The sequence below is a fragment of the Actinocorallia libanotica genome (assembly GCF_039525175.1).
Classification (GTDB): domain Bacteria; phylum Actinomycetota; class Actinomycetes; order Streptosporangiales; family Streptosporangiaceae; genus Actinocorallia; species Actinocorallia libanotica.
The window spans coordinates 126,196-150,493 of sequence record NZ_BAAAHH010000008.1; the positions used below are offsets into that span (position 1 = coordinate 126,196).

Below are 24,298 nucleotides of genomic sequence, written 5' to 3' on the forward strand. Positions count from 1 at the left end.
TCTCGGATCCTTACAGGGCTTGGAGGTGCTTGGCGAGGGCGGTGCGGTAAAGGGAGACGTTGGTCACTTTCAGCTCCTCGTAGCCGCGCACCTGATCGGGCAGCCCGGCCAGCTCGGCCACGAGCGCCCGGTTCTCCGGTGTCAGGGCCTGCAGGGCCGTGGCGACCGCCTCGACGTACTCCGCGATGAGCTCCCGCTCCAGAACCCGCACCTTGGCGCGGCCGAAGGGGTCCAGCGGAGTCCCGCGCAGCCGCCGCAGGCCGTAGAGGGCCCGGAAGGCGGGCTTGAACCAGGGTCCGAGGCTGATCTTCCTGTCCCAGCCGAGAGCGCGCAGCACGGGCGGATGGAGCTGGTAGGAGTAGCGGGCGCCTTCCCCGAACTGCTCCCGGACGGCCCGCTCGAACGACGGATCGAGGGAGAGGCGGGCGACTTCGTACTCGTCCTTGTACGCCATGAGCTTGTAGAGATGACGCGCCACGGCGTGCGTGACGGCTCCGGCCGCGCCGCAGACCTCGGCCTCCCGGGCGCGCACCTCCTCCAGGAACGCGGCGTACCGCTCCGCGTACTTCTCGTCCTGGTAGGCGATGAGTTCGGCGACCCGCCGGGTGACGATGCCGGTGAGCTCGGCGTCCGCTCCCGAACGCACCGAAGCGGCGATCTCCGCGACCCGTTCGGCGGGGACGGGGTGCTCCTCCACGCGGGAGGGCAGCGCGGCCCGGAGCCCTTCCGGATCGGCGACGAACTGGCGGCCGCGGCGGAAGGCGTCGAGGTTGCGCTCGACGGCCACCCCGTTGAGCCCGATCGCCTCCTCCAGCTTGCCCACCGGCACCGGCAGCGCCCCGGCCTGCACCGCCACGCCGACGAGGAAGACGTTGGCGTACTGGTCGTCGTCGAACAGCCCCCGGACGACGGAGCCCGCGTCGGCGAAGACCCCGTCGTCCCGGCGGGTCAGCGCGCGGATGCCGCCGGCGATCTCGTCCACGTCGGGGAAGGACGTCCGGACGTCGGTCACCATCGCGCCCGTCGGCACCCGGGAGGTGGAGACGACCGCGATGGTCCGTTCGGGCGAGGTGACGGCGAGATTCGCCTCGCTCGCGGCCACCAGCAGGTCGCAGCCCAGGTAGAGGTCGCATTCGCCCGGCCCGATCTTGTTGGCGCCCAGGAACGGGGAGGCCGACAGCCTGATGTCGGAGACGACCGCGCCGCCCTTCTGCGCCAGGCCCAGCTGGTCCAGGCCCCGCACGTGCAGGCCCGCCATCGTCGCGGCGGTCGAGATGATCTGCGCGGTCGTCACGACGCCCGTCCCGCCGATCCCGGTGAGGCGCATGGCGAAGTCCGCGGCGTCGACCTTGAGGACCGGTTCGGGCAGGCCGGAGCCGGTGAACGGCGCCGCGGCGCGCTCCTTCCTCCTGCCCGGGCGGACGGTGACGAACGACGGGCAGTCCCCGTCCAGGCAGGAGAAGTCCTTGTTGCAGGAGGCCTGGTGGATCCGGGTCTTGCGGCCGAACTCGGTGTCCACGGGCCGTACCGAGAGGCAGTTCGACGCCGTCCCGCAGTCGCCGCAGCCCTCGCACACCCGCTCGTTGACGAAGACGCGCCGCTCGGGTGCCGCGGCCCGGCCGCGCTTGCGCTTGCGGCGGAGCTCGGTGGCGCACTCCTGGTCGTGGATCAGCACGGTGACGCCCGCGACGGCGGCCAGCTCCTCCTGGGTCTGGAGCAGCCGGTCCCGGTGCCGCACCTCGACGCCGCGGGGGAGCCGCACCTTCCGGTACCGCCCGGGATCCTCCGTGGTGATCACGACCCGGGCCACGCCTTCGGCGAGCAGGGCCCGCACGACCTGCGGGACCGCCATCCGGCCGACGGCCCGCTGCCCGCCCGTCATGGCGACGGCGTCGTTGTAGAGGAGCTTGTAGGTGATGTGCGAGCCCGCCGCGACGGAGGCGCGGACCGCGAGGCTGCCGGAGTGGTGGAACGTGCCGTCCCCGAGGTTCTGGATGAGGTGCCCGCGCTCGATGAACGGCGCGATCCCGATCCAGGGCGCGCCCTCGCCGCCCATCTGGCAGAGCCCGATGATCTCGCCGACGCGTTCCTCGGGCATCAGCGTGGCCAGGGTGTGGCAGCCGATCCCGGCTCCGACCAGCGAACCCGCGGGCACGGCGGTGGAGCGGTTGTGCGGGCAGCCGGAGCAGAAGTAGGGCGTCCGCGCCACCACGGGCAGCAGCGGCCGTGGCCGTCCGTCCCGCGCCGCGTCGAACCCGCCGAGGTGGGCGCGCAGCCGGGACGCGAGTGCTTCGGCGATGAGGTGCGGCGGCAGGTCGGCGTCCGCGCGGAGCAGGGGTTCGCCGGAGGGCGTCCGCTTTCCGGAGACCAGAGGGGCGCCCGGCCGGCCGTAGAGGAGGTCCTTGAGCGCCAGTTCGACGAACGCCCGCTTCTCCTCGACGACGATGATCTCCGCGAGCCCGGAGGCGAACTCCGCCACGATCCGAGGCTCCAGCGGAGAGATCATTCCGAGTTTGAGGATCCGGATGCCCGAGGAGGCGAGGCCCTCCCGGGAGACGCCGAGCGTCTTCAACGCCTGGTGCACGTCGAGGTACGCGCCCCCGGCGACGACGATCCCGACCTTCGCCTCGGGGTCGCCTTCGATCCTGTTGAGCCCGTTGGCGTAGGCGTACCGGCGGGCCAGCTCGACCCGCGACGTGACCAGGCTGTTCTCCAGCACGGCCAGGTTCGGCTGGAGGAAGTTCGCCGAGACCTCGTGGACGAACGGCCGCCCGTCGATCTCCCGGTCCGGGTACACCGGTGTCACCTGGTCGCCGCGGACGGCCGTGGTGCCCGTGCCGTCCACGACGTTCGTGGCGAGCTTCAACCCCGCCCACAGCCCGCTGAACCGGGACAGCGCGATCCCGTGCAGCCCCAGGTCCAGGATGTCCTGCGGGTCGGCGGGCGAGAGCACGGCCATGCCGATCCCCGCCATCGCGCTCTCGGACCCGCTCGGCACCGTCGAGGACTTCGCGACCGAGTCGTCGCCCACCAGCGCGAGCGCCCCTCCGCTCGGCGACGCGCCGCCGAGGACCGCGTGCCGCAGCGCGTCGGTGGCACGGTCGAGCCCCGGCGCCTTGCCGTACCAGACGCCCACGACCCCGTCGTGCAGCCGGTCCTCGAACGCCGGGACGAGCTGCGACCCCATCACCGCGTCGGCCGCGAGCTCCTCGTTGACCGCCGGGCGGAACACGACGTCATGCGCGTCGAGCAGCTTCCTCCGCCGGTTCAGCTCCAGGTCGTAGCCTCCCAGCGGCGACCCCTCGTACCCGGAGACGAAGACCGCCGTCCTCAGCCCCCGCCGGCGGTCCAGGCGCACCTGGTCGAACGGGATCCGCACCAGTGCCTGCAACCCCGACAGATGCACCTCCCCGTCGAGCATCTCGTAGCGGTCTTCCAGTCGCACGGGACGATCGGCGGCGGCTGTCACGGTCGCGGCCTCCTTCGGGGAAGGGACGGGAGCTGCGACCACGACAGTAATCTTCGAAGGCCGACGGTGTCAGTTCCCGCCGGGGAAGTCGAGAGCGGTGCCGTACAGGCGCGACACCCGCAGCCTGATCACGACGCGCCGCTCCGCCACGGCCTGGGCGAGGAAGGCGGCCTCCTGCGCGGGGTCGTCGAAGCCGGGGGTGAGGGACAGCAGCTCCCGGCCGATCGCGTCCCCCGGCTCGGCCGTCGGCTCCGACACCTCCGCCTCTCCTTCGGCGACGGCGAACGACCAGACGTCAGGCCCGCTCACGTGCAGGGCCAGCCGCGGGTCGTTGCGGACGTGGCGGGTCTTGAGCCGGTCCTCGGTGGTGGAGACCCGGATGATCCGCTCGGCGGGATCCCAGTGGTAGAGGACGGTGGACAGGTGCGGGTGACCGCTGCGTTTCACGGTCGCCAGCGCGCCGAACCGCTGGGCGCCGATCAGGCGCGCCGCCTCCTCCTCGGTGAGGGCGCGCGGAGCGGGATCCGCCTTCTGCGGGGACGCGGTGGTGGGCTCGGCCATCGGGATCGGCCTCCTTCTCTCGGTTCGTTCCGTGACAGAAGGAAAGCTAGCAGATTGTTTTGTTGTAGACAATCATGGAAAAAAAACCGAAGGCCGCCGCCGATGGATGTCGAGAAGGCGGGGACGGTTCCGACCACCGGACGAGAGCGCGCCGCGAGGGCGCGGCCGAGAGGGAGGACCCACCACCATGGGCGAGCTGATCCACTTCGTGCACCAGTCCCTGGACGGCTTCATCGAGGGGCCGAACGGCGAGTTCGACTGGCCGCTGATGGGCCCGGAGCTGTCCGCCTACTCGCAGGAGCTGAGCAGGGGCGGCAAGACGTTCCTGTACGGGCGGGTCGTGTGGGAGATGATGGCGAACTACTGGCCGGAGGCCGAGCGGCACTCCCAGGACGAGCACGACCTGGCGTTCGCGCCGATCTGGCGGGAGGCGCCGAAGATCGTCGTCTCCCGCACGCTGGAGAAGGCCGACTGGAACACCCGGGTGATCGGCGAGAACGTCGTCGAGGAGCTGACGGCGCTCAAGGAGTCCGGCACCACGCTGCTGCTGTTCGGCGGCTCCGAGCTCGCCTCGCACCTCACCGAGCACGGTGTGATCGACGAGTACCGGGTGTTCGTCCACCCGGTGCTCCTGGGCGGCGGCAAGCCCGCCTTCGCGCCGCGGGGGCGGCGGGCCGGCCTGGAGCTCGTCGAGTCGCGGACGTTCGACTCCCAGGTCGTCCTGCTCCGGCACCGGAGGACGTCCTGAGGCCCGCAGGGACCCGCCGCCGCCCGGCGGCGGGTCAGCCCATGTGGGGGTAGCGGTGGCCGGTCGGGGGGACGAAGGTCTCCTTGATGGTGCGGGTGGAGGTCCAGCGCAGGAGGTTCTGGGCGGAGCCGGCCTTGTCGTTGGTGCCGGAGGCGCGGCCGCCGCCGAAGGGCTGCTGGCCGACGACGGCGCCGGTGGGCTTGTCGTTGATGTAGAAGTTGCCGGCGGCGAACCGCAGCGCGCGGGTGGCGTGCGCGATGGCGGCGCGGTCGCGGGCGATGATCGAGCCGGTCAGCGCGTAGGGGCTGGCGGATTCCATCTGGGCGAGCATCGCCTCGTAGTCGCCGTCCTCGTAGACGTGGACGGCCAGGACGGGGCCGAAGAACTCGGTGCGGAACAGGTCGTGGCCGGGGTCGTCGCAGAGCAGGACGGTCGGGCGGACGAAGTAGCCCTCGGCGTCGTCGTAGGAGCCGCCCGCCAGGACGCGGACGGCCGGGTCGGCGGCGGCGCGGTCCAGGACGCCCTTGAGCCTGGCGAAGGAGCGGGCGTCGATCACCGCGCCCATGAAGTTGCGCAGGTCGCGCACGTCGCCCATGGCCAGGCCGTCGACGGCGGCGGCGAGCTCGTCCTCGATCCGGCTCCAGACCGAGCGCGGGACGTAGGCGCGGGAGGCGGCCGAGCACTTCTGGCCCTGGTACTCGAACGCGCCGCGGACCATCGCCGTGACGAGCGCCGCCGGGTCCGCCGACGGGTGCGCGACGATGAAGTCCTTGCCGCCGGTCTCGCCCACCAGGCGGGGGTAGGAGCGGTACGCCGGGAGGTTCTCGCCGACGGCGCGCCACAGGTGCTGGAACGTCGCGGTGGAGCCGGTGAAGTGGACGCCCGCCAGGTCCGGGGAGCTCAGCGCCACGTCGGAGACGGCGAGGCCGTCGCCGGTGACCATGTTGATGACGCCGGGCGGCAGGCCCGCCTCCTCCAGCAGCGCCATCGTGAGGTGCGCGGCGAGCTGCTGGGTCGGGGAGGGCTTCCACACCACGGTGTTGCCCATCAGGGCGGGCGCGGTCGGCAGGTTCGCGGCGATCGCGGTGAAGTTGAACGGGGTGACCGCGTAGACGAAGCCCTCCAGCGGGCGGTGGTCGGCGCGGTTCCACACCCCGGGGGAGGACTCCGGCTGCTCGGCGAGGATCTGCCGGGCGTAGTGCGCGTTGAAGCGCCAGAAGTCGGCGAGTTCGCAGGGGGCGTCGATCTCGGCCTGCTGGGCGGTCTTGGACTGGCCGAGCATGGTCGCGGCGGCGATCGTCTCCCGCCACGGGCCGGTCAGCAGGTCGGCGGCGCGCAGCAGCACCGCCGCGCGGTCGTCGAAGCCCAGCTCGCGCCAGCCGGGGGCGGCCGCGCGGGCCGCCTCGACCGCGGCGCGCGCGTCGGCGTGGTCGGCGTTGGCGGTGACGCCCAGGACCTCGGCGTGCCGGTGGGGCTGCACGACCGGGATGCGTTCGCCGCCCGCCATCCGGCGCTCCCCGCCGATCGTGCAGGTCAGTTCCACGCCGCCCGCCGAGAGCTTCGCGAGTTCGCCTTCCAGGCGGGTCCGCTCGGGGCTGCCGGGCGCGTAGGAGTGCACGGGCTCGTTGACGGGCGCGGGCACGTGGGTGATGGCGTCCATGGGGATCTCCGATCAGGCGCGGGTGAGGAGGGAACGGAGGAAGAAGGCGAGATTGGCCGGGCGTTCGGCCAGGCGGCGCATGAAGTAGCCGTACCAGTCGGAGCCGTAGGGGATGTAGGCGCGGACCCGGCGGCCCTCCTCGGCGGCAAGGCGGCGCTGCTCGCCGTCGCGGATGCCGTAGAGCATCTGGAACTCATAGGAGTCGGGCGCTCGGCCGTAGCGCTCGGCCAGCTTCAGGGCCAGGTCGATGACGCGCGGGTCGTGGGAGCCGACCATCGGGTAGCCCTCGCCGGCCATGAGGGTGTTCAGGCAGCGCGCGTAAGCGCGGTCGACGTCCTGCCTGCGCTGGTGCGCGACCGAGGCGGGCTCCTTGTAGGCGCCCTTGACGAGGCGGACCCGGGAACCCGATGAGGCCAGCGCCCTGACGTCCTGCTCCGTCCGGAACAGGGCGGCCTGGACGGCGACGCCGGTGCGGGGGAAGTCGCGGCGCAGCTCCGCGAGGATCGCCAGGGTGGAGTCGACGGTGGTGTGGTCCTCCATGTCGAGGGTCACCGTGGTGCCGATCTCCGCGGCCTTCGCGCAGACCGCGCGGGCGCCTTCGAGGGCCAGTCTCCGGCCGCCCGGCAGGGACTGGCCGAACGCCGACAGCTTCACCGAGACCTCGGCGCGGTCGCCCAGCCCCTCGGCGCCCAGCGCGTCCAGCAGGGCGAGGTAGGCGTCGCGGCTCCGGTGGGCCTGGGAGACCTCGGTGATGTCCTCGCCCAGATGGTCGAGGGTGACGTCGATGCCCCGGGCGGCCAGGGCGCGCACGGTCGCCAGGGCGTCGGGCAGCGCGTCGCCCGCGATGAACCGGTCGACGACGGGACGGGTCATCGGGGCGCCGCTGACGAAGCGGCGGATCCGGTCGCTGCCGGAGGCGGCCAGCAGCAGAGGTCCGAGCACGGTGGCCTCCAGGTGAAGCGGTGGATGCGGCTGCTTCGAACCTAGGTTCCGCGGTGCGGGGCGGCCATCGACAGCGGTCATGACCTGGCGCGGGATCCGTCATACATTTGTCTGAAGGGAGGTGGGGTGATCGACTATCAGAGCCTCGTGGACGAGGTGTCGCGGCTGCTCGGGGCGCCGGTGACGCTGGAGGACAGGGAGTTCACGCTCATCGCCTTCAGCTCCCACGAGGACGAGCTGGACCCGGTGCGCGCCCGCTCGATCCTCAGCCGCCGCTCCTCCGCGCAGGTCCGTGCCTGGTTCGAGGGCTTCGGGATAGCCCGGGCCGCGGAGCCGGTCCGCACCCCCGCCGATCCCGCCACGGGCGTGCGCGCCCGGCTGTGCCTTCCGGCGCGGCACGGGAACGAGGCCTACGGCTATCTGTGGCTGCTGGACGACGGGTCCGTGGATCTCGGCGACCCCCGGTTGGCGCAGGCCATGGACCTGGCGGCCCAGGCGGGGGAGCTGCTGGCCGCAGACGTCTGGAAGGGGCAGGCGGCGCCGCGCGCGTTCGCCCGGCTGCTGTCGGCTTCGGCCGCCGAACGTGCCGAGGGAGCCCGCGCGCTCACCGCCATGGCGCATCCGGCCGCTGCGGTGCCGGTCGCGGTCGCCGTGGTGAGTCCGGCTCCCGGCCGCGTTCCCGCGCGGCTTTCGCATGACGTCCTGACGTACCGGGGCGATGACGGGCTGGCGCTCCTCGTCCCGCTGGCGGATCCCGCGGACGTTTCTCCCGCCTGCGCCACCGCCATGTCCCTCCTCGCGGACCCCGGGGCGCTCGCCGGAGTGGGAGGAGGCCGGGCCGGGCTGTCGGAGGCGGCGGATTCCTGGCGGGAGGCGCGGTTGGCGCTGAGGTCGGCACGTGCCGAACCCCGGCTGGGCCCGGTGGCCGACTGGGGCGGGCTGGGCGCCTACCGGCTGATCGCCGAGCTGCCCGCACCCGCTCCCGGAGTCCCGCTCGCCGACCCGGTCCTGCTCCCGCTGCTGGCCCCGGCCCGAGCGGTCCTGCTGCACACCGCCGAGGTCTATCTCGACCACGCCGGCCACGTCCAGCGGGCGGCCGCCGCCCTGTCCGTGCACCGCCAGACGCTGTACTACCGGTTGTCGCGCATCGAGGCGCTCACCGGCCTGGACCTGGAGTCCGGCGCGGACCGCCTCCTCCTCCACCTGGCCCTCAAGGCGTTCCGCCTGAACGCCTCGGGGGAGGTCAGCCGGGGGTGACGCGGCGCCAGCGGGCCTCGCAGCAGGAGTAGACGCCGAAGACGGCGAGGCCGAGGGCGAGGACGGTCAGGAGCCAGGGCCCGGCGGGCGCGTCGGCCAGCTCGCGGAGGGTGCCGTCGATGCCCTTGGCCTTGTCGGGGTCGAAGGTGAGGGCGGCGTAGGCGAGGAAGACACCGGCGCCGACGTAGACCGTGGAGCGCGCCGTGTAGCCGACCATGCCGAGCTTCTCGACGATCTCGCGGGCCCTGCCGGTGACGGTGAGCTTGTCCATGAAGTCCTTGTCGGAGAGGGCGCGCCACGCCATGAGGCCCGCGACGGCGATGAGGCCGATCCCGACGAGGAGGACGAGCCAGCGCCCGCCGGGGATGTCGTGCATGGCCTGGCCGGTGAGGTCCTTGGACTGGGAGTCGCTGGACTTCTGGTCGCCGGCGCCGAGGGTGAACAGCAGGGTCGTGACGAACAGGAAGGCGTAGAAGACGCCGCGCGCCAGGGAGCCGAGCCGCTCGGACGCCTTGTGCCCGTCGAGGCCGGCCGCTCCGAACGCGGCCTCGGCGAGCCGCCACACCGTCAGTCCCGCCAGCCCGACGACGACCAGCCACAGCAGGATCTCCCCGCCCGGCTGCCGCGCCAGCGTCTGCACGGCGCCCGAGTTGTCGGCCTCCTCGCCTCCGCCGGAACCGAAGGCGATACGCAGGGCGAGCAGCCCTATCAGCAGGTAGAGGAGCCCGCGTACGGCCAGTCCCAGCCGTGCGAGCAGTCCGGTCGTCTTACTCTGAGACGCTTCTTTGGCCTGTCTTTGCGGAGTACTCACCATGCGCCGACTTGTGCCCGTGGGAATTTTCACTAAAACGTACAAACTTATATGAAAACGCACACATAGTGCTTTCTTCCCTGGTCAGCGGGGGTGGCGGAGCGCCGTGACGTCCGCCGTTGCCGGGAAGTGATTGAGATCGTCCACATATGGGAACCCGAGAACAGACGGGGGCGTTCTCCTGAAGGCGCGCACGGAAGTCGCCTCGCGAGGCCTTCCCCACCGCGCCCCACCCCCTGGACCAAAAGAACGGTGTTGTCGTGTTCGTCGTCTTCGTGCTGGTCGCGGTCGTCATCCTGACGCTGATCGGGGTGCTGCACTGGTACGTGTGGCGGCGGCTCGTCAGGGACACGACGGCTCCCGGATCGGTCGCGCGGCGGACGGGGCGGATCGCGATGATCGCGCTGCCGCTGCTGGTCGTCGCCACCTTCGTCGGCGGGCGGACGGTGCTGCCGTTCGAGGTGGTGCGGGTCATCGCCTGGCCGGGCTACCTGTGGCTGGCCGTCTTCCTGTACCTCCTGCTGGCCCTGGCCGTCGGCGAGCTGGTCCGGCCGCTGCTGATGCGGCTGACGCGCGGGAAGGAGGCGCCGCGCGAGGCCAAGGTGCCGGAGCTCGTGCCGGTTCCGGCGGGGGAGGCGCCCCCGGCGGAGGCGGCGGAGCCCCCGGCCGGCGAGCCGAAGAACGCCGAGGAGCCCTCGCGGCGGCTCTTCGTCTCCCGCGTGGTGGCGGGCACGGCCACGGCGGCCGCGCTCGGAACGGTCGGGTACGGCGCGTACGGAACGCTCCGCGGGCCGAAGGTGAAGCGCCTGACGGTCCCGCTGGCCAAGCTGCCGCGCGGCGCGCACGGCTTCCGGATCGCCGTCGTCAGCGACATCCATCTCGGCCCGGTCCTGGGCCGCGGGTTCGCCCAGCGGGTCGTCGACACGATCAACGCGACGCAGCCGGACGCGATCGCCGTCGTCGGCGACCTCATCGACGGGAACGTCGAGGACCTGGCGCCGGCCGTGGCGCCCCTGGCCGGGCTGCGCGCCCGGCACGGCGCCTACTTCGTGACCGGCAACCACGAGTACATCTCCGGCGCGGGGCAGTGGGTCGAGCACGTCCAGGGGCTCGGCCTGCGCCTGCTGCCCAACGCCCGCGTCGAGCTGCCCGGCTTCGACCTCGCCGGCGTCAACGACGTGGCGGGCGAGGACGACGGGCAGGGCCCGGACTTCGCCCGCGCCCTGGGCGACCGCGACCGCACGCGCGCCGCCGTGCTGCTCGCCCACCAGCCGGTGGTCGTCCACGACGCCGTCCGCCACGGCGTGGACCTCCAGCTGTCCGGGCACACCCACGGCGGGCAGCTGTGGCCCTTCAACTACGTCGCCGGGCTGGCCAACCCCACCCTGGCCGGGCTGGAGCGCTACGAGGACACCCAGCTGTACGTCTCCCGGGGCGCGGGCGCGTGGGGTCCGCCGGTCCGGGTCGGCGCGCCCTCGGACATCACCGTGATCGAGCTCGCCTCCCGGCAGGCCTGAGCCGGGCCGCGCGCCGTCAGGCCCTCTCCCCGGCGGGGTCCTCCAGGCGGGCGAGGACCTGGACGGCGAGCCCTTCCAGGGCGCGGAGCTGCTCGGGCGACAGGGCGTCGATGAAGAGGCGGCGGACGGTCTCGACGTGGTCGGGGGCGGCCTGGGTGATCGCCTCGCGGCCGGCCTCGGTGAGCAGGACGTAGGCGCCGCGCCTGTCCTCGTCGCACTCCTCGCGCCGGACGAGGCCGCGTTTCTGCATGCGGCCGAGGTGGTGGGAGAGGCGGCTCTGCTCCCAGTGGAGCTCGCGCTGCAGCTCGTACGGGCGCAGCCTGCCGTCCGGGGCGTCGGTGAGGCGGACGAGGACGTCGTAGTCGGCGAGGGACAGGCCGGAGGAGGCCTGGAGCCGCCGGTTCAGTTCCGCGCCGAGGCTCCCTTGCAGGCGCAGGTAGGCACGCCAGGCGCGCTGCTCGTCGTCGTCCAGCCACCGGATGTCGCTCATGCTCGCACTCTAGCCGTTGGATGACATGTCATCTTGTGGAATGAGCGACGGGGCGGATATGTTGGGGCAGGTACATGACACGTCATCTTTCCAGGAGGGCACGATGGCAGGCACCCCGACCCCGCAGGTCGACATCCGCCGCTCGGCCGAGCGCTTCCCCACCGAGGCCGGCTGGCTGACCTCCCGGCACTCCTTCTCCTTCGGCCACCACCACGACCCCGCCAACACCCACCACGGCGTGCTGCTGGTCAACAACGACGACGTCGTGCGGCCCGGCACCGGCTTCGACACCCACCCGCACCGGGACATGGAGATCGTCACCTGGGTGCTCCAGGGCTCGCTGGTCCACCAGGACTCCGAAGGGCACAATGGCGTCATCTACCCGGGCCTCGCCCAGCGGATGAGCGCGGGCACCGGCATCCGGCACTCGGAGAAGAACGACTCCTGGCGGCTGCAGGGCGGCGACGCCCACGACGAGCCGGTGCACTTCGTGCAGATGTGGGTCGTCCCCGACGAGGCGGGCATCGCGCCCGGCTACGAGCAGCTGGAGATCGGCGACGAGCTCCTCAAGGGCGGCCTCGTGCCGGTCGCGTCCGGCATGGACAAGCACCGCGACGCCGCGGCCATCCGGATCAAGAACCGCTACGCGGGCCTGTACGCCGCACGCCTCCAGGCCGGGCAGAGCGTGCAGCTGCCCGAGGCGCCCTACCTGCACCTGTTCGTCCCGCGCGGCGAGGTGAACCTGGAAGGCGCCGGAGCCCTGGGCACCGGGGACGCGGTGCGCCTCACCGCCACCGGCGGCCAGCGGGTCACCGCCGCGGCGGACGCCGAGATCCTGGTGTGGGAGATGCACGCCGCCATCGCGGCCTGAGCCGCACGCCCCCGACGGAGCGGCGGACCCGGCCCCGCTTCGGAATCCGGCCCCGCTTCAACGGATCCGGCCCGGTCTCAGCGGGCCGGCTCCGGATTCAGCGGGCCGGGTCCGGCTCCGCCTCCGGAAGGAGGGGCGCCAGGCTGCCGGCGAGGCCGCCGAGGAGGGTGATGCCGTGGCGCTCCCACTCGGGTCCGTAGAGGGCCAGGGCGCGCTTCTCCACGTCGGCCGCGAAGGCCGCCGCGCTGGAGGGGCGGTGCAGGAGGCTCTTGGCGAGGCCGCTGAGGACGAGGTCGTGCAGCGGCTCGGGCACGTGGTCGAGGGGGACCGGCGTCGACAGGTGTGCCTCCAGCGTGCCGTCCAGGGGCGGACGGCCCGTGAGGCACTCGAAGAAGACGCAGGTGACGGCGTAGACGTCCGTCGCCGGGACGGCGGAGGCGTTCAGCCACTGCTCCGGCGCCGTGTAGGCGGGGGTGCCCGAGTGCCGCCGCTCCCCGGCCAGCGTGCTGACGCCGAAGCCGACGAGCTTGCTCAGCCCGTTCCGGCGCACCAGGATGTTCGCGGGTTTGCAGTCGCGGTGCACCACGCCCCGGGAGTGCGCCTCCTGCAGCCCCAGCAGCGACCTCTTGAGCACCGCCAGCGCCGCCTCGGGCGACAGGTGCCCGTGCCAGGTGAGGACGTCCCGCAGCGGGACGCCGTCGACGGCCTCCAGCAGGATCGCCGAGACGGGGCCCTCGTCCAGGTGCCCGTACCAGCGCGCCACGTACGGGCTGAAGATCTGCTGGACGAGCGCCGACTCGTCCTCGAACCTGCCGCGGGTCGCCGGGTTCGTCGAGGCCAGGTACTTGATGACATAAGGCTTGCCGGAGCTGCGGTGCCGGACCAGGACCGTGCGTCTTCCCGGCCCGCTGCCCAGCTCCCGCACCTCGACGTATCCGGGGACGCGCCAGGTCCCGACCACTCCCATGGGGGGCAGATTACTGAATCGCCCGCGGGAACCGTGCTGGAATGCGTCAAGTCCGCCGTGACGGGTTGTCGGGGGACGAAGTGGTGATCATCGCTTCGGCGGCCGCAGCCCGTCCAGGAAGAGCACGGCGAGCTGGCGTCCCACCTGCCGGTGGGTGAGCGGGCCGTCCGCGCCGAACCAGGTGTGGACGTTGTTGACGGTGCCGAGGAACCCGTGGGCCATGACGCTCGCCGAGACGTCGCGGCGGACGGCGCCGGCCTCCTGGCCCTCGGCCAGGAGGCCGCGGAACATCTGGTGGTAGCGGCGGCGGTCGGCGCGGATCGCCTCGGCCGGCTCGCCGTCCAGCAGGTGCGTCGAACGGGCCCAGACGGTCAGCGGCTCGAAGTGCTCGGCGACGTGCTCGACGAGGTCGAACACCGCGTCGTGCAGCCGCCGCCCGACGGGGGCGTCGCCGGCGGCGATGGACGCCAGCCTGCCGGTCTGCTCGGCGAGGAGGTCGCGGTAGATGCAGATGAGCAGATGCTGCTTGGAGTCGAACCAGTGGTAGAGGGCGCCCTTGGTGACCTGCGCGGCCTCGGCGATCTGCCGGGTGCCGGTGGCCTCGTACCCCTGGCGGGCGAACAGGTCGGTGGCCGCGGCGAGGATGCGTTCGCGGCCCTCCCCGCGCACCGCCGTGCCGCCGCTCATCCCCGCCCCGGGATCAGCCGCGTCGCGCGGTCGACGAGGACGGCGACGGCGGAGCCGAAGTCCTTGAAGGCGGGGTTGGTGGTCTGCCCGGCCCGGTAGCGCGCCCAGATCTGCTGGGCGATGACCGCGAGGCGGAACAGGCCGTAGACCTCGTAGAAGACCCAGCCGTCCCCGGGCAGGCCGGTGCGCGCCAGGTAGCGGGCGACCATCTCCTCGCGGGTGGGCATGCCGGGCAGGTGGGAGGGCTGGCGGCGCAGCAGGGCGAAGAAGGGGTCGTCGTCGGCGGTGACCCAGTAGGCCATGGACGCGCCCAGGTCCATCAGCGGGTCGCCGACGGTGGCCATCTCCCAGTCCAGGACGCCGACGACGCGCGGGTCGGGGCCGTCCAGGTCGAGCACGAGGTTGTCGAGCTTCCAGTCGCCGTGCAGCATCCGGGCGGCGACGTCGTCGGGCTGCCGCTCGTCCAGCCAGGCCAGCAGCGGCCCGGCGTCGGGGGCGTCGTCGGTGGCCGCGCCGAGCCAGCGCCGCGACCAGCCCTCGATCTGGCGGCGCACGTACCCCGGGCCCTTGCCGAGCGCGGCGAGCCCCGCCTTCTCGACGTCCACGCTGTGCAGGTCGGCCAGGGTGTCGATCACCGTCTCGCCCAGGGCGCGCGCCCGCGCCGGGCCGAGCTCGACGCCCGGCGGGAGGTCGGCGCCGAGGATCACGCCGGCCAGGTGCTCCATGACGTAGAACTCGGCGCCGATCACCGAGGGGTCCTCGCAGAACCCGTACACCCGCGGCACCATCGGCCAGAACGGGGCGAGCCCGCGCTGGACGGTGACCTCGCGGCCCATGTCGTGGGCGGACGCGGCCTTCCGGCCGTGCGGGGGGCGGCGCAGCACCAGCTTCCGGTCGGGGTAGGCCAGCAGGAACGTCAGGTTCGACGAGCCGCCGCCGAACTGCCGCACCTCCGGCGGCCCCGGCAGGCCGGGAAGGCGCTCGGACAGCCAGCGGTGCACGGCCTCCACGTCGAAGGCGTCCTCGGCGCGCGGCTCTCCGGCCGTCATCGGTCCCGCCACGTTCTGCCTCCCGGAGCTCGGTTCCGTCCGCCGTAACATACCGGGCGCTCAGTACGTGTCGCCACAACGAGTTCGCCCCGCCGTTCTTCTCTCCTCCGTCCAAGAAGTGAACAATGGGCGCATGAACGCTGCCTCGACGCGGAATCTGGTGACTCTGCTCGCGGGCATGGGAGCCCTGCACTTCGCGGCGCCCCGCCCGTTCGACCGGATCGTCCCCCAGAGCCTGCCCGGCGGGCCGCGCACCTGGACGTACCTCAGCGGCGTCGCCGAACTGGCCTGCGCCGCGGCCGTGGCGGCCCCCGGGACGCGGAAGCTCGGGGCGCTGGCGGCGGCGGGGCTGTTCGCCGCGGTCTTCCCGGCGAACATCAAGATGGCGATCGACTGGCGGACCCGCCCCGCCCCGCTGCGCACCGTCGCCTACGCCCGGCTGCCGCTCCAGATCCCGCTCTTCCTGTGGGCGCTGAAGGTGGCGCGCGACGCGGAATGACGCCGGTCAGCCGAGCCCGCCGCCCTGCGGGACCGTGATGCGGGTGATCAGGGCGTGCAGGTGGGCGCGGAACCGCTGCAGCGCCTCCATGCCGAGGGGCTCGCCGCGGGCGTGGTAGCGGTGGGGGCCGGGATGCTGGATGCCGCCGGACAGGAACCCGTGCACGCACCACACGATCGTCCAGATCAGGTACTCCGGGTCGATGTCGGGCACCGCCACGTCCTGCACCGCGGCCGCCATCATGGCCGACAGGGAGCGCACCTGCTCCTCCATGTCGGGGATGTCGGCGGCGTCCCCCATCCAGCGCTGGAGCCACAGGGAGATGATCTCGGGGTGGTCGACGTGGAAGTCCAGGTAGGCGTCGACCAGGTCGATGACCCCCTGCCGGGTCGGGGTGAACGTGGCGGTCGCCGCCTCCAGCGCCTCGCGCTCGGCCGCCTGGATCCGCAGCATCACCTCCCGGTAGAGGATCGCCTTGCTCCCGAACCGCTCGGTCAGCTCCTCCACGCCGATCCCCGACGTGTCGGCGATCAGCCGCCACGGGGTTCCGTCGAACCCCAGGTCGGCGAACAGCCGTATCGCCACGGCGATGATCCGTTCCCGCTCCGCATCCTCCATGGCTCTTACTCTAGGTAATCGCCGGGTGCGGAGCGTGTCCGGCTCTCGTCAGCCGGCCCGATCCGCCCGCAGCGCCTCCTCGGCGGCCTCCCGGAGCGCCTTGTGGCGGGAGTAGAAGGGGAAGCCGAGGAGGACGCAGAGCACGATCGGCGCCAGGATGAACGGGCCGGGGTCGAGGCAGAGGGCTGCGAGGGCGAGGAAGGACGCCCCGAGCAGCAGTCCGGCGTTGCCCGCCCGGACGCGCACCTCCAGGGGGACGCGGGCCGCGGCGACGCGGTCCCTGCGGGAGGCCTGGACGTCGCCCAGGCCCCTTCTGAGCCGGGCGCCGGAGATGACGCACAGGAGGCCCAGGCAGAGGGGGCCGACGGCGCTGAGAAGAGGATTCACCGGCGTCCCGTCAGAACCAGTCGTCGATCTGGTCGACGAGCCAGCCGCCGCCGCCGACCACGACACCGGCGCCCAGCCCGATGAGGCCGCCGACGGTGGCGCCCGGCAGCGCCCCGACGCCGCCGAAGGGGGCGCCGATGGCCGCGCCGATCCCGGCGCCGCCCCCGACCCAGCCGGCGAAGCCCGCCCAGTCGAAGTCGTCGTCGGGCAGGCCGTCGTCGAGCTCGTCCTCGACGTGGTTGAGCCGGTCCCGCAGGCCCTGCGAGAGGTTCTTGTCGTCCGAGAGCGTCTTGGTGGTGTTCATGACCGACCAGCCGTCCTCGCCGCCGGAGTAGAGGCCGACCAGGCGTCCGGCGCACTCCTTCTGGAGCTTCCGCGCCTGGTGGAATCCGTCGATCCAGATCCGGTACGCCTCGTTCTCGGCGGTCTGGCTGGCCATGGGGTCGTCTTCCTTGGCCGCCTGGGCCTTGGTCTTGAACTCGCCGGCCCGGTCGTTGATCGACAGCTGGAGCTCCGAGAGGGCGGTCGCCAGCTGGTCGAGCTCGAAGGCGGCGTCCTCGGTGAACATCGAGAGCTTCTTGGCGTCGGAGGCGTCCTCGCCCCAGGCGTCCTGGAAGTTGTTGGCGTCGTCGCCCTTCCAGCCCGCGTCGGTGACGAGCTTCTTCACGGACTTCTCGATGGCGTCCACGACCTCCTCGCTCGGCGGCACGTAGCCGTAGAGCTTGTTGGCCAGGGCGGCCAGGCCGCGGATGTCCACGCCGAGGGACAGGTCTTCGCCGACCGCCTGCACGCCGGCGGGGACGGGAGCCGCTTCTTTCGGTGCCATCTCGCTCTCCTGAGGTCAGTAGCCCACGCGCGGCTGGATGGTCGAGGGGTCGTCGATGCTCCGCATGAGGTCGTCGATGTCGTCCTCGGTGTCCCGGTAGCGGTCGTGGACGGCCTTCAGCTTGTCGCCGTGGATCTGCATGGAGGACCCGAGGGAGTCGTGCAGGGTGGAGATGGCCTCCAGGACCCGGGTGATGGCGTCGCCGAGCGAGGACTCGGTCACCTGGGGGACGGCGCCGATGTCCTTCGGCACGATCTTGTCGTAGTTCGCCCCCTGGGTCTTGAAGACGGAGGAGGAGTCGAGGATGTCGGCGTAGACGACGTTGATCTCGGAGCTCATACCGTGCCTTCCGCTGCTTCGTCGGTCGCCTCGTCGGTCATGAGGTGCGGGTTGAGGACGACGCCGATCTTGTCCCTGCCCACGATGTAGAGGAGCTCGATCAGCGGTGCCTCGGCCCACGGCTGGTCCGCGCCGAGCCGCTCCTTGAGGAGCTCCAGCGAGGTGTAGACGGCCAGGCCCGCGGTGCCGTCGACCATCTCCCGCAGCTGGTACTCGGGCCGGTCGTTCGGGCCCGCCTCGCGGACCGTGGGGACGAAGGCCGTGGACAGCTCGGACAGGTGCCGCTCGGGCCGCGGGGCGGACCGCTCGGGCGCCGCGCCCGGGTCGGCGGCGCCCGCCGGGCTCGCGGCGGCCAGCCGCCGTGCCTGCTCCTCCTGGCTCTGCGGAGCGTAGGGGGTGCTCTGGTTCAGCAGGGAGTCCAGAGAACGCGGGGGGACGGAGTCCGCCAAGACCGGAACCTCCAACACGATGGGGTAGCTGGATGAAGGGAGGGAACGTTGTAATTTGCGCGGAAAGTTTAGGGGAGGGGTCGGCGGCGTTCAACGACTTTCGATCTTGTTTCGGATAACTCGTCCTGAAAGATGGAGGATTCGGGCTCTAGGCTTTGCGCGTGACTTCCGGGCGGAACGTGGTGGACGGCCGTTTCGAGCTGCTGGCGCGGCTCGGCAGCGGCGGGATGGGAACGGTCTGGCGCGCGCGGGACCTGGCGCTCCACCGGGAGGTCGCGCTCAAGGAGGTGCGCCCGGGCGGCGGCGAGGCGCCGCCGGACGAGGCGCTCGCCGGGATGTACCGGGAACGGGTGCTGCGGGAGGCGCGGGCGCTGGCGCGGATCGACCACCCCCACGTGGTGACGATCCACCACATCATCGATGAGCCGGACATGCCGTACCCGTGGCTCGTCATGGAGCTCGTCCGCGGCGAATCCCTCCAGGACCGCCTCGCCCGGGGGACCATGACCCCCGCCGAGGCGGCACGGACGGGCCGCGGCGTCCTCGCGGCGCTCCAGGCCGTGCACCGGGCGGGCATCTGCCACCGCGACATCAAACCGGGGAACGTCCTGCTGCGCGCCGACGGCAGCCCCGTCCTCACCGACTTCGGCATCGCCGTCCTCGAAGAGGCGTCACGGGTGACCGCGACGGGAGGCCTCGTCGGCTCCCCCGAGTACATCGCCCCCGAGCGCCTGCACGGCCACGAGGGCGACCCCGCCTCCGACCTGTGGTCCCTCGGCATGCTGCTGTACGTGGCGGTCGAAGGCCACAACCCCGTCCGCCGCACCACCCTGGCCGCCACCCTCGCCGCCGTCATGACCGCGCGGATCCCCGCCCCCCGCCACGCCGGCCCCCTCACCGAGGCCCTCGCCGCCCTCCTCGTCCCCGACCCGTCCGCCCGCCCCGACGCCCCCGCCCTGGACCAGCTCCTCGCCCGCGCCGAAACCGCACCCCCCGCCCACCCGGAACCGACGGCTCCCCCGACCCCGCCCGCCTTCCCGGCCGGCCGACCCACCCACCCTGCGGGTGGTGCCGCCCTTCCGGGCGACCCGTCCGCGTTTCCTGCGGGCGGGGCCGCTTTCTCCGGTGGGTCGTCTGGGCATCCTGCGGGTGCTTTTCCAGGCGGCCCGTCCGCGTTTTCGGCGGGCGGGGACGCCTTCTCCGGTGGATCCTCTGCGCATCCTGCGGGTGGGGCCGCCTTTCCCGGCGGGCCGTCCACGCATCCTGCGGGTGGGGCCGTCTTCCCGGGGGGACCGGCCACTCATCCGGCGGGTCCGGTTTCCGCGGCGGCGCCTCGGCGCCGGGCGCCGCTCATGCTCGTCGGAGCCGGGGGGCTGGTGCTCGCGTTGATGTTCGGCGGCGGCACGCTGCTGGAAGAATTCGAGGGAAACGGAGTGGACGGGGCGGATGTGCCGCCTTCCGCGCCCGAGCCTTCACGGTCCGCGCCCGCGGCGGCCGCCGAGGACGATCCTCCCGGGGAGGGCGGGCGGCCCGCGACCCTGCTGACTCCGGCGGGCATCCGCGGCGTCATCGACGCCTTCGAGAAGGCGACGGGAAACGACCGGTTCACCGATTTCAGCGTCTACGAGGAGTACGCCTACGCGGACGTGCCCGTGCCCGGCAGGAGCAAGGCGGCGGACAGGTACCTCTACCGGAACGGCAAGGTCCAGCGGCAGGGAAGCGGCAGCGGCGACGGGAACTCCATGAGCCTTCGCGCGTTCGACTGGAGCACCGTCCCCCGCCTCCTGCGCACCGCCGACCGGAAACTCAACGTCCCCGACCCCGACAACCGCTACATCACGATCGACCCCGCCTGGACGTTCGGCGGAGGCAGACCCGCCATGCTCGTCTACCTGGCCGACGAGCACGGCGGCGGCTACCTGGCCGCCGACGCCAAGGGAAAGGTCCTGCGCGTCTACCCAGCGGAATGACCGCGCCCGACGACCGACGGATCGGCCCCGCCGGCGGTTCCGGCGGGTCGGTCCTGCCGGTGGTCCCCGGCGGGCGGGTCCTCCGGTGGTTTCGGGCGGGTCAGTCCTGCCAGCGGTTCCAGTGGATGACGGTGTCGGGGTCGGGGCGGTCGACCGGCTTGAAGGTCTCGCCCGTGTAGTGGGCGACGGGGGTGAGCATCACCTGGGTGACGCCGTCGAAGGGGATGCCCAGGAGCTCGGCGACCGCCTTCTCCTGCTGGAGGTGCACGGACGTCCAGCAGGTGCCCAGGCCGTGCAGGCGCGCGGCGAGCATGAACGACCACAGCGCGGGCATGGCCCCGCCGAGGAGCGACGCCGTCACCCAGGACCCCAGGCCGTCGGCGCGCCCGGCCACGCAGCCCACGACGATGGCCGGGACCTCCGGCATGATCTCGGCGAGCCGGTCCGCCGAGACCGCGGTCCGCTCCTGCTGCTCCCGCTCGGCCCCCTCCTTGGCGATGCTCCCGATGTAGATGCCGTCCAGCTGCCGGTACACGTCGTACCCGGCCTGGTAGAGCTCACCGAGCCTCCGCCGCACCTCGGGATCGGTGACGACGACGAAGCGCACCGAGATCTGGTTGGACGGCGCAGGCGCCTGAAGCGCGATCCGCACGCACTCCCGCAACACGTCGTCGGAGACGGGCCGTTCGAGATCCAGCCGCTTGCGCACGGCGCGCGTGGTCGTCAGAAGCTCCAACCCCGACAGGGGAAGCGCGCCTTCCCCACTGAAGGCGGAAGGACCGGTCTGCGCAGAGGACATGCGGCGGCTCCGAAGGTGTCGTGCCATGAACGCGAACGGGGACGGCCCGTCACCGCCCCCGAGTCGATCATAAAAGGATCAACCACCCCGGGACAGCCCCTCCGTCCGCCGAAAGCCGCACCCCGCCCGGCACCGCGTCCCGCCGTCCCGGCTCCCTGACCGCCCGCGGGCGGTCAGGGAGCGGTCAGGGGGCGGTGAAGCGGGGAGCAGGGGCGCCATGGAGGTGACCGGGCGGAAGCCGGCGGCCGCACAGGACGAGAAGGAGATCCTGGGCGGGGGCGCTCAAGGGCCGGCCAGAGCCCAGGGACCAGTCCATGTCGTCGGCTTGGAGGCGCACTCCGGTCAGATCCGTACCGAAGAACTTCCGGCTGCGCGGAGAGTCCGAGCCCCCCAGGACGATGAGAAGCCGTTCGCGGGGGACGCGGCGGTCGAGCCCCAGCGCCACGGTGATGTCCAGACCGTGGATCACGTCATGGGACAGCGCCCCCGCATAACCGCCGCCCGGGGGCTTCCAGGGAAAGCGGGCGTTCTCCCGCAACATCGCGGTGAACTCCTCCGGCGTGTACCTCTCGGCGTCCTGCCGCGCGTAACGGTCGGCCATGCGGTTGAAGTCGCCCCGGGCCCGGATCATCCCCTTCAAGAACCTCCCGGTCGACGAGTGGTACGGCATCGTCATGTGCGCGACCACCTCCCGCACCCGCCACCCCTCGCACAGGCTCGGCGCGTCCCAGGCCTCCGCCGGAAGCCCGCCCAACAACTCCGCCAGCTCCTCCCTCTCACCCGCGATCTGATCCCTGGTCTCCGCCTCGCCCACGTCCACGCTGTCCTCCCTCGCGTCCGGCGCCCGATCCCGGTGCCCGTTCACATCCGTCATCCCCCCGACGAACGGACCCCTCGCCGCAGGACACCCCCTCCACCACGAATTTCGTCTTTCTGCGCGAGACAACGCAGAACGGCACCCCCGAGAAGGCGTCTCCGAACGAGCGGTGAGCGGAGGCGAAGAGAGGACACGGAGGGGAAGGACGGCGGGCCCAGATAGAGGAGCAGCGGGGAGATCGCGGATGAGATGCACGGTGGATCGGGAGGGCGGGATGCGCGGTTGATCAGGTGGTCGGGGTGCGTGGTGGGCCAGGTGGACGGTGGATCAGGTGGACGGGATGTGCGGTGGGTCGGGGGAGCGGGCGTCGGGGTGGGGGAGGGTGGCGAGGCGGTGGGCGAGGTAGTGGCGTTCGGGGGCGGTGGGGGCGAGCGCGAGGGCCTGGCGGTAGGCGGTGGCGGCTTCGGCGGGGCGGTTCAGGCGGCGGAGGAGGTCGGCCCGGGTGGCGGGGAGGAGGTGGTGGGCGGCGAGGGCGCCTGAGGAGTCGAGGGCGTCGAGGAGGGGGAGGGCGGCGGCGGGGCCGTCGGCCATGGCGATGGCGATGGCGCGGTTGAGCTCGACGACGGGGGACGGGGTGAGGCGGGCCAGGTGGGCGTAGAGGGCGGCTATCTGGGGCCAGTCGGTGTCGGCGGGGGTGCGGGCGGTGGCGTGGCAGGCGGCTATGGCGGCCTGGACCTGGTAGGGGCCGGGGGAGCGGCGGGCCAGCGTCCGGTCGAGGAGTGCCACGCCCTCCTCGATCCGGTCGCGGTCCCACCGGGTGCGGTCCTGCTCCTCCAGGGGGATCAGGGAGCCGGAGGGGCCGGTGCGGGCGGGGGTCCGGGCGTCGTGCAGGAGCATGAGGGCCAGCAGGCCGGCGGCCTCGGGCTCGTCGGGCATCAGGCGGGTGAGGACGCGGGCGAGGCGGACGGCCTCGGCGGTGAGGCTCCGCCGGACGAGCTCGTCGCCGGAGGAGGCCGTGTAGCCCTCGTTGAACAACAGGTAGAGCACGCCCAGGACGGCCCTGAGCCGGTCGGGGAGCTGCGCGGGCCCGGGGACGCGGAACGGTATGGCGGCGTGCTTGATCTTCTGCTTGGCCCTGGTCAGGCGTTTGGCCATGGCCGGTTCGGTGACCAGGAAGGCGCGGGCGATCTCGGCGGTCGTCAGGCCGGCGAGGGCGCGCAGGGTGAGGGCGACCCGCGCCTCCGGCGCGAGGGCCGGATGGCAGCAGGTGAACATCAGGCGCAGCACGTCGTCGGGGATCGCGTCGTCCGGCCGGCCGCCGGACCGCGCGTCGCCGGACGGGGCCGCGGCGGCCACCTCCCTCAGTTTCGCCTCGCCGACGGCGGCGCGGCGGATCCGGTCCACGGCGCGGTTGCGGGCGACCGTGGTGAGCCAGGCGCCGGGACGGCGGGGCACCCCCTCGGACTCCCAGCGCTGCAGGGCCAGGGCGAAGGCCTCCTGGGCGCACTCCTCGGCCAGGTCCCAGTCGCCGGTCGCCCGGATCAGGGCCGCCACGACCCGGCCCCACTCCTCGCGGAAGGCCGCGGCGACCGCCGACCGGGCGTCGTCCGGGGCGCTCACGGCTCCCAGAGGGGCCGGATCTCGATCGTGCCGTAGCCCGCGGCCGGATGCCGCGAGGTGATCTCGACCGCCTCGTCGAGATCGGCGCACTCGATGATGCAGTAGCCCCCGATCTGCTCCTTGGCCTCGGCGAACGGCCCGTCGGTGAGCAGCACCTCGTCGTCGCGCACCCGGACGGTCGTCGCCTCGGACGGCGGCCGCAGACCGCTGCCGCCCTGGAGGACGCCCCGCTCCAGCATCTCCTCCGACCAGCCGCCGCAGCCCTCGTCGGCGTGCTCCGCGGCGGACTCGTCTCCGCAGATCAACAACATGTACTTCACGGGTTCCTCCGGAATCTCGGTGTCGCCATGACGACGAACGGCGCCCCGGGAAAAGGACGGCGCTCCCGTGACCGATCGTGCCGGACCCCGCCCCTCTCCGGAGCCCCCGCCCGCCATCTGTGGAGAACCCGAGCCGCGGGACTCGGCCCGCCCGAAGCCCTACGCCTGAGGCGAAAAGGTCTTTCCGGCCACCGCACGCCGGGATACAGCTGAAGAAAGCAGCCGCGCGGAAGAGGAGAGACGCATGCAGGGTCCGGCCGTCAGTGGCGAAGAAGAACCCCGCCCCTTGCTGCGGACGATGCTCGGCGACGTGCTGCGCCGCAACCGCCGCGAGCAGAGACGCACCCTGGAGGACGTGGCACGGGCCGCGAAGGTCTCCATGCCCTACCTCTCAGAGGTGGAGCGGGGCCGCAAGGAGGCCTCTTCCGAGGTGCTCGCCGCCGTCTGCGACGCCCTGCGCGTCGAGCTCTCCGACGTGCTGGCCGAGGTGGGCCGCGACCTGGCGGCCGACCGCGTCCGCCGCGAACGCGTCATCCGCCTGGACGTCGCACTCGGCCGCCGTACCGCCCGCCCGGCCCGCAGGTCCGGCGACACCTACTGCCTCGCCGCCTGACCCGCCCGGCCG

25 protein-coding genes are annotated in these 24,298 nt (G+C 72.7%); 7 read left to right on the forward strand and 18 right to left on the reverse strand.

The features are described from left to right. Positions 1-10: 10 nt before the first annotated feature. Both ABD140_RS12820 and ABD140_RS12825 read right to left on the reverse strand, forming a co-directional pair. Positions 11-3,511: an indolepyruvate ferredoxin oxidoreductase family protein gene (locus ABD140_RS12820; RefSeq protein WP_344240241.1), complete on the reverse strand. Its 3,501-nt coding sequence runs from the start codon at positions 3,509-3,511 to the stop codon at positions 11-13. Between the two features lie 27 nt (positions 3,512-3,538). Beyond that, positions 3,539-4,030, reverse strand: coding sequence for a PPOX class F420-dependent oxidoreductase (locus ABD140_RS12825; protein ID WP_344240243.1), 492 nt, complete (start codon positions 4,028-4,030; stop codon positions 3,539-3,541). A 187-nt stretch (positions 4,031-4,217) separates the two neighbouring features. On the opposite strand from ABD140_RS12825, the gene ABD140_RS12830 reads away from it, so the two are divergent. Beyond that, positions 4,218-4,778: a dihydrofolate reductase family protein gene (locus ABD140_RS12830; RefSeq protein ID WP_344240245.1), complete on the forward strand. Its 561-nt coding sequence runs from the start codon at positions 4,218-4,220 to the stop codon at positions 4,776-4,778. A gap of 34 nt (positions 4,779-4,812) precedes the next feature. Here the strand turns inward: ABD140_RS12830 and pruA are convergent, their stop codons facing one another. After that, positions 4,813-6,438, reverse strand: a complete 1,626-nt coding sequence (gene pruA / locus ABD140_RS12835) for an L-glutamate gamma-semialdehyde dehydrogenase (protein ID WP_344240247.1) — start codon at positions 6,436-6,438, stop codon at positions 4,813-4,815. 12 nt (positions 6,439-6,450) lie between these two features. Continuing rightward, complete coding sequence (locus ABD140_RS12840; protein WP_344240249.1) at positions 6,451-7,380, reverse strand: proline dehydrogenase family protein; 930 nt, start codon at positions 7,378-7,380, stop codon at positions 6,451-6,453. Between the two features lie 126 nt (positions 7,381-7,506). Between ABD140_RS12840 and ABD140_RS12845 the strand changes: the two genes are divergently transcribed. After that, complete coding sequence (locus tag ABD140_RS12845; protein WP_344240251.1) at positions 7,507-8,637, forward strand: PucR family transcriptional regulator; 1,131 nt, start codon at positions 7,507-7,509, stop codon at positions 8,635-8,637. On the opposite strand, the gene ABD140_RS12850 is transcribed toward ABD140_RS12845, so the two are convergent. Next, a complete protein-coding gene (locus tag ABD140_RS12850; RefSeq protein WP_344240253.1) occupies positions 8,624-9,451 on the reverse strand; it encodes a DUF1206 domain-containing protein in 828 nt (275 codons plus the stop codon). The genes ABD140_RS12845 and ABD140_RS12850 overlap by 14 nt on opposite strands. Before the next feature lie 257 nt (positions 9,452-9,708). Here ABD140_RS12850 and ABD140_RS12855 point away from each other — a divergent pair, with 257 nt between their 5' ends. Beyond that, on the forward strand, positions 9,709-10,965 hold the full coding sequence (locus tag ABD140_RS12855; RefSeq protein WP_344240255.1) for a metallophosphoesterase: 1,257 nt from the start codon (positions 9,709-9,711) through the stop codon (positions 10,963-10,965). A gap of 16 nt (positions 10,966-10,981) precedes the next feature. Here the strand turns inward: ABD140_RS12855 and ABD140_RS12860 are convergent, their stop codons facing one another. Continuing rightward, the gene (locus ABD140_RS12860) at positions 10,982-11,455 is read right to left on the reverse strand and encodes a MarR family winged helix-turn-helix transcriptional regulator (RefSeq protein WP_344240257.1); all 474 of its coding nucleotides are present in this window, start codon (positions 11,453-11,455) and stop codon (positions 10,982-10,984) included. A 103-nt stretch (positions 11,456-11,558) separates the two neighbouring features. On the opposite strand from ABD140_RS12860, the gene ABD140_RS12865 reads away from it, so the two are divergent. Continuing rightward, on the forward strand, positions 11,559-12,326 hold the full coding sequence (locus ABD140_RS12865; RefSeq protein WP_344240259.1) for a pirin family protein: 768 nt from the start codon (positions 11,559-11,561) through the stop codon (positions 12,324-12,326). A gap of 97 nt (positions 12,327-12,423) precedes the next feature. On the opposite strand, the gene ABD140_RS12870 is transcribed toward ABD140_RS12865, so the two are convergent. From ABD140_RS12870 to ABD140_RS12880, 3 genes are all read right to left on the reverse strand, one after another. Continuing rightward, entirely contained in the window at positions 12,424-13,293 is an 870-nt protein-coding gene (locus ABD140_RS12870; RefSeq protein WP_344240261.1) for a serine/threonine-protein kinase, read from the reverse strand. An 87-nt stretch (positions 13,294-13,380) separates the two neighbouring features. Then, positions 13,381-13,980: a TetR/AcrR family transcriptional regulator gene (locus ABD140_RS12875; RefSeq protein WP_344240263.1), complete on the reverse strand. Its 600-nt coding sequence runs from the start codon at positions 13,978-13,980 to the stop codon at positions 13,381-13,383. Beyond that, positions 13,977-15,041 (reverse strand): phosphotransferase family protein, encoded by a 1,065-nt coding sequence (locus ABD140_RS12880; RefSeq protein ID WP_344240265.1) that lies wholly within the window; start codon positions 15,039-15,041, stop codon positions 13,977-13,979. The genes ABD140_RS12875 and ABD140_RS12880 overlap by 4 nt, the downstream gene beginning before the upstream one ends. A gap of 121 nt (positions 15,042-15,162) precedes the next feature. Between ABD140_RS12880 and ABD140_RS12885 the strand changes: the two genes are divergently transcribed. Next, entirely contained in the window at positions 15,163-15,528 is a 366-nt protein-coding gene (locus ABD140_RS12885) for a DoxX family protein (RefSeq protein ID WP_344240267.1), read from the forward strand. Positions 15,529-15,534: 6 nt separating this feature from the next. Here ABD140_RS12885 and ABD140_RS12890 read toward each other — a convergent pair whose 3' ends face one another. The 5 genes from ABD140_RS12890 to ABD140_RS12910 are packed head-to-tail and all read right to left on the reverse strand — an operon-like array spanning position 15,535 to position 18,147. Next, positions 15,535-16,146, reverse strand: coding sequence for a TetR/AcrR family transcriptional regulator (locus tag ABD140_RS12890; RefSeq protein WP_344240269.1), 612 nt, complete (start codon positions 16,144-16,146; stop codon positions 15,535-15,537). Between the two features lie 48 nt (positions 16,147-16,194). Then, positions 16,195-16,533, reverse strand: coding sequence for a hypothetical protein (locus ABD140_RS12895; protein ID WP_344240271.1), 339 nt, complete (start codon positions 16,531-16,533; stop codon positions 16,195-16,197). 10 nt (positions 16,534-16,543) lie between these two features. Further along, a complete protein-coding gene (locus ABD140_RS12900) occupies positions 16,544-17,359 on the reverse strand; it encodes a hypothetical protein (protein ID WP_344240273.1) in 816 nt (271 codons plus the stop codon). Positions 17,360-17,374: 15 nt separating this feature from the next. Beyond that, positions 17,375-17,698 (reverse strand): DUF6317 family protein, encoded by a 324-nt coding sequence (locus ABD140_RS12905; RefSeq protein ID WP_344240275.1) that lies wholly within the window; start codon positions 17,696-17,698, stop codon positions 17,375-17,377. Continuing rightward, the gene (locus ABD140_RS12910) at positions 17,695-18,147 is read right to left on the reverse strand and encodes an SseB family protein (RefSeq protein WP_344240277.1); all 453 of its coding nucleotides are present in this window, start codon (positions 18,145-18,147) and stop codon (positions 17,695-17,697) included. The genes ABD140_RS12905 and ABD140_RS12910 overlap by 4 nt, the downstream gene beginning before the upstream one ends. Before the next feature lie 161 nt (positions 18,148-18,308). On the opposite strand from ABD140_RS12910, the gene ABD140_RS12915 reads away from it, so the two are divergent. Beyond that, positions 18,309-20,117 carry a serine/threonine-protein kinase gene (locus ABD140_RS12915; protein ID WP_344240279.1) on the forward strand — a complete coding sequence of 603 codons (1,809 nt, stop codon included), beginning with the start codon at positions 18,309-18,311 and terminating at the stop codon, positions 20,115-20,117. 100 nt (positions 20,118-20,217) lie between these two features. Here ABD140_RS12915 and ABD140_RS12920 read toward each other — a convergent pair whose 3' ends face one another. From ABD140_RS12920 to ABD140_RS12935, 4 genes are all read right to left on the reverse strand, one after another. Beyond that, positions 20,218-20,853: a nitroreductase family protein gene (locus ABD140_RS12920; RefSeq protein WP_344240281.1), complete on the reverse strand. Its 636-nt coding sequence runs from the start codon at positions 20,851-20,853 to the stop codon at positions 20,218-20,220. 247 nt (positions 20,854-21,100) lie between these two features. After that, on the reverse strand, positions 21,101-21,736 hold the full coding sequence (locus ABD140_RS12925) for a maleylpyruvate isomerase family mycothiol-dependent enzyme (RefSeq protein ID WP_344240283.1): 636 nt from the start codon (positions 21,734-21,736) through the stop codon (positions 21,101-21,103). A 324-nt stretch (positions 21,737-22,060) separates the two neighbouring features. Next, positions 22,061-23,353, reverse strand: a complete 1,293-nt coding sequence (locus ABD140_RS12930) for an RNA polymerase sigma factor (RefSeq protein ID WP_344240285.1) — start codon at positions 23,351-23,353, stop codon at positions 22,061-22,063. Further along, entirely contained in the window at positions 23,350-23,664 is a 315-nt protein-coding gene (locus ABD140_RS12935) for a YciI family protein (RefSeq protein ID WP_344240436.1), read from the reverse strand. The genes ABD140_RS12930 and ABD140_RS12935 overlap by 4 nt, the downstream gene beginning before the upstream one ends. A 253-nt stretch (positions 23,665-23,917) precedes the next feature. Here ABD140_RS12935 and ABD140_RS12940 point away from each other — a divergent pair, with 253 nt between their 5' ends. Next, entirely contained in the window at positions 23,918-24,286 is a 369-nt protein-coding gene (locus tag ABD140_RS12940; protein ID WP_344240287.1) for a helix-turn-helix domain-containing protein, read from the forward strand. The last annotated feature ends 12 nt before the right edge of the window (positions 24,287-24,298 follow it).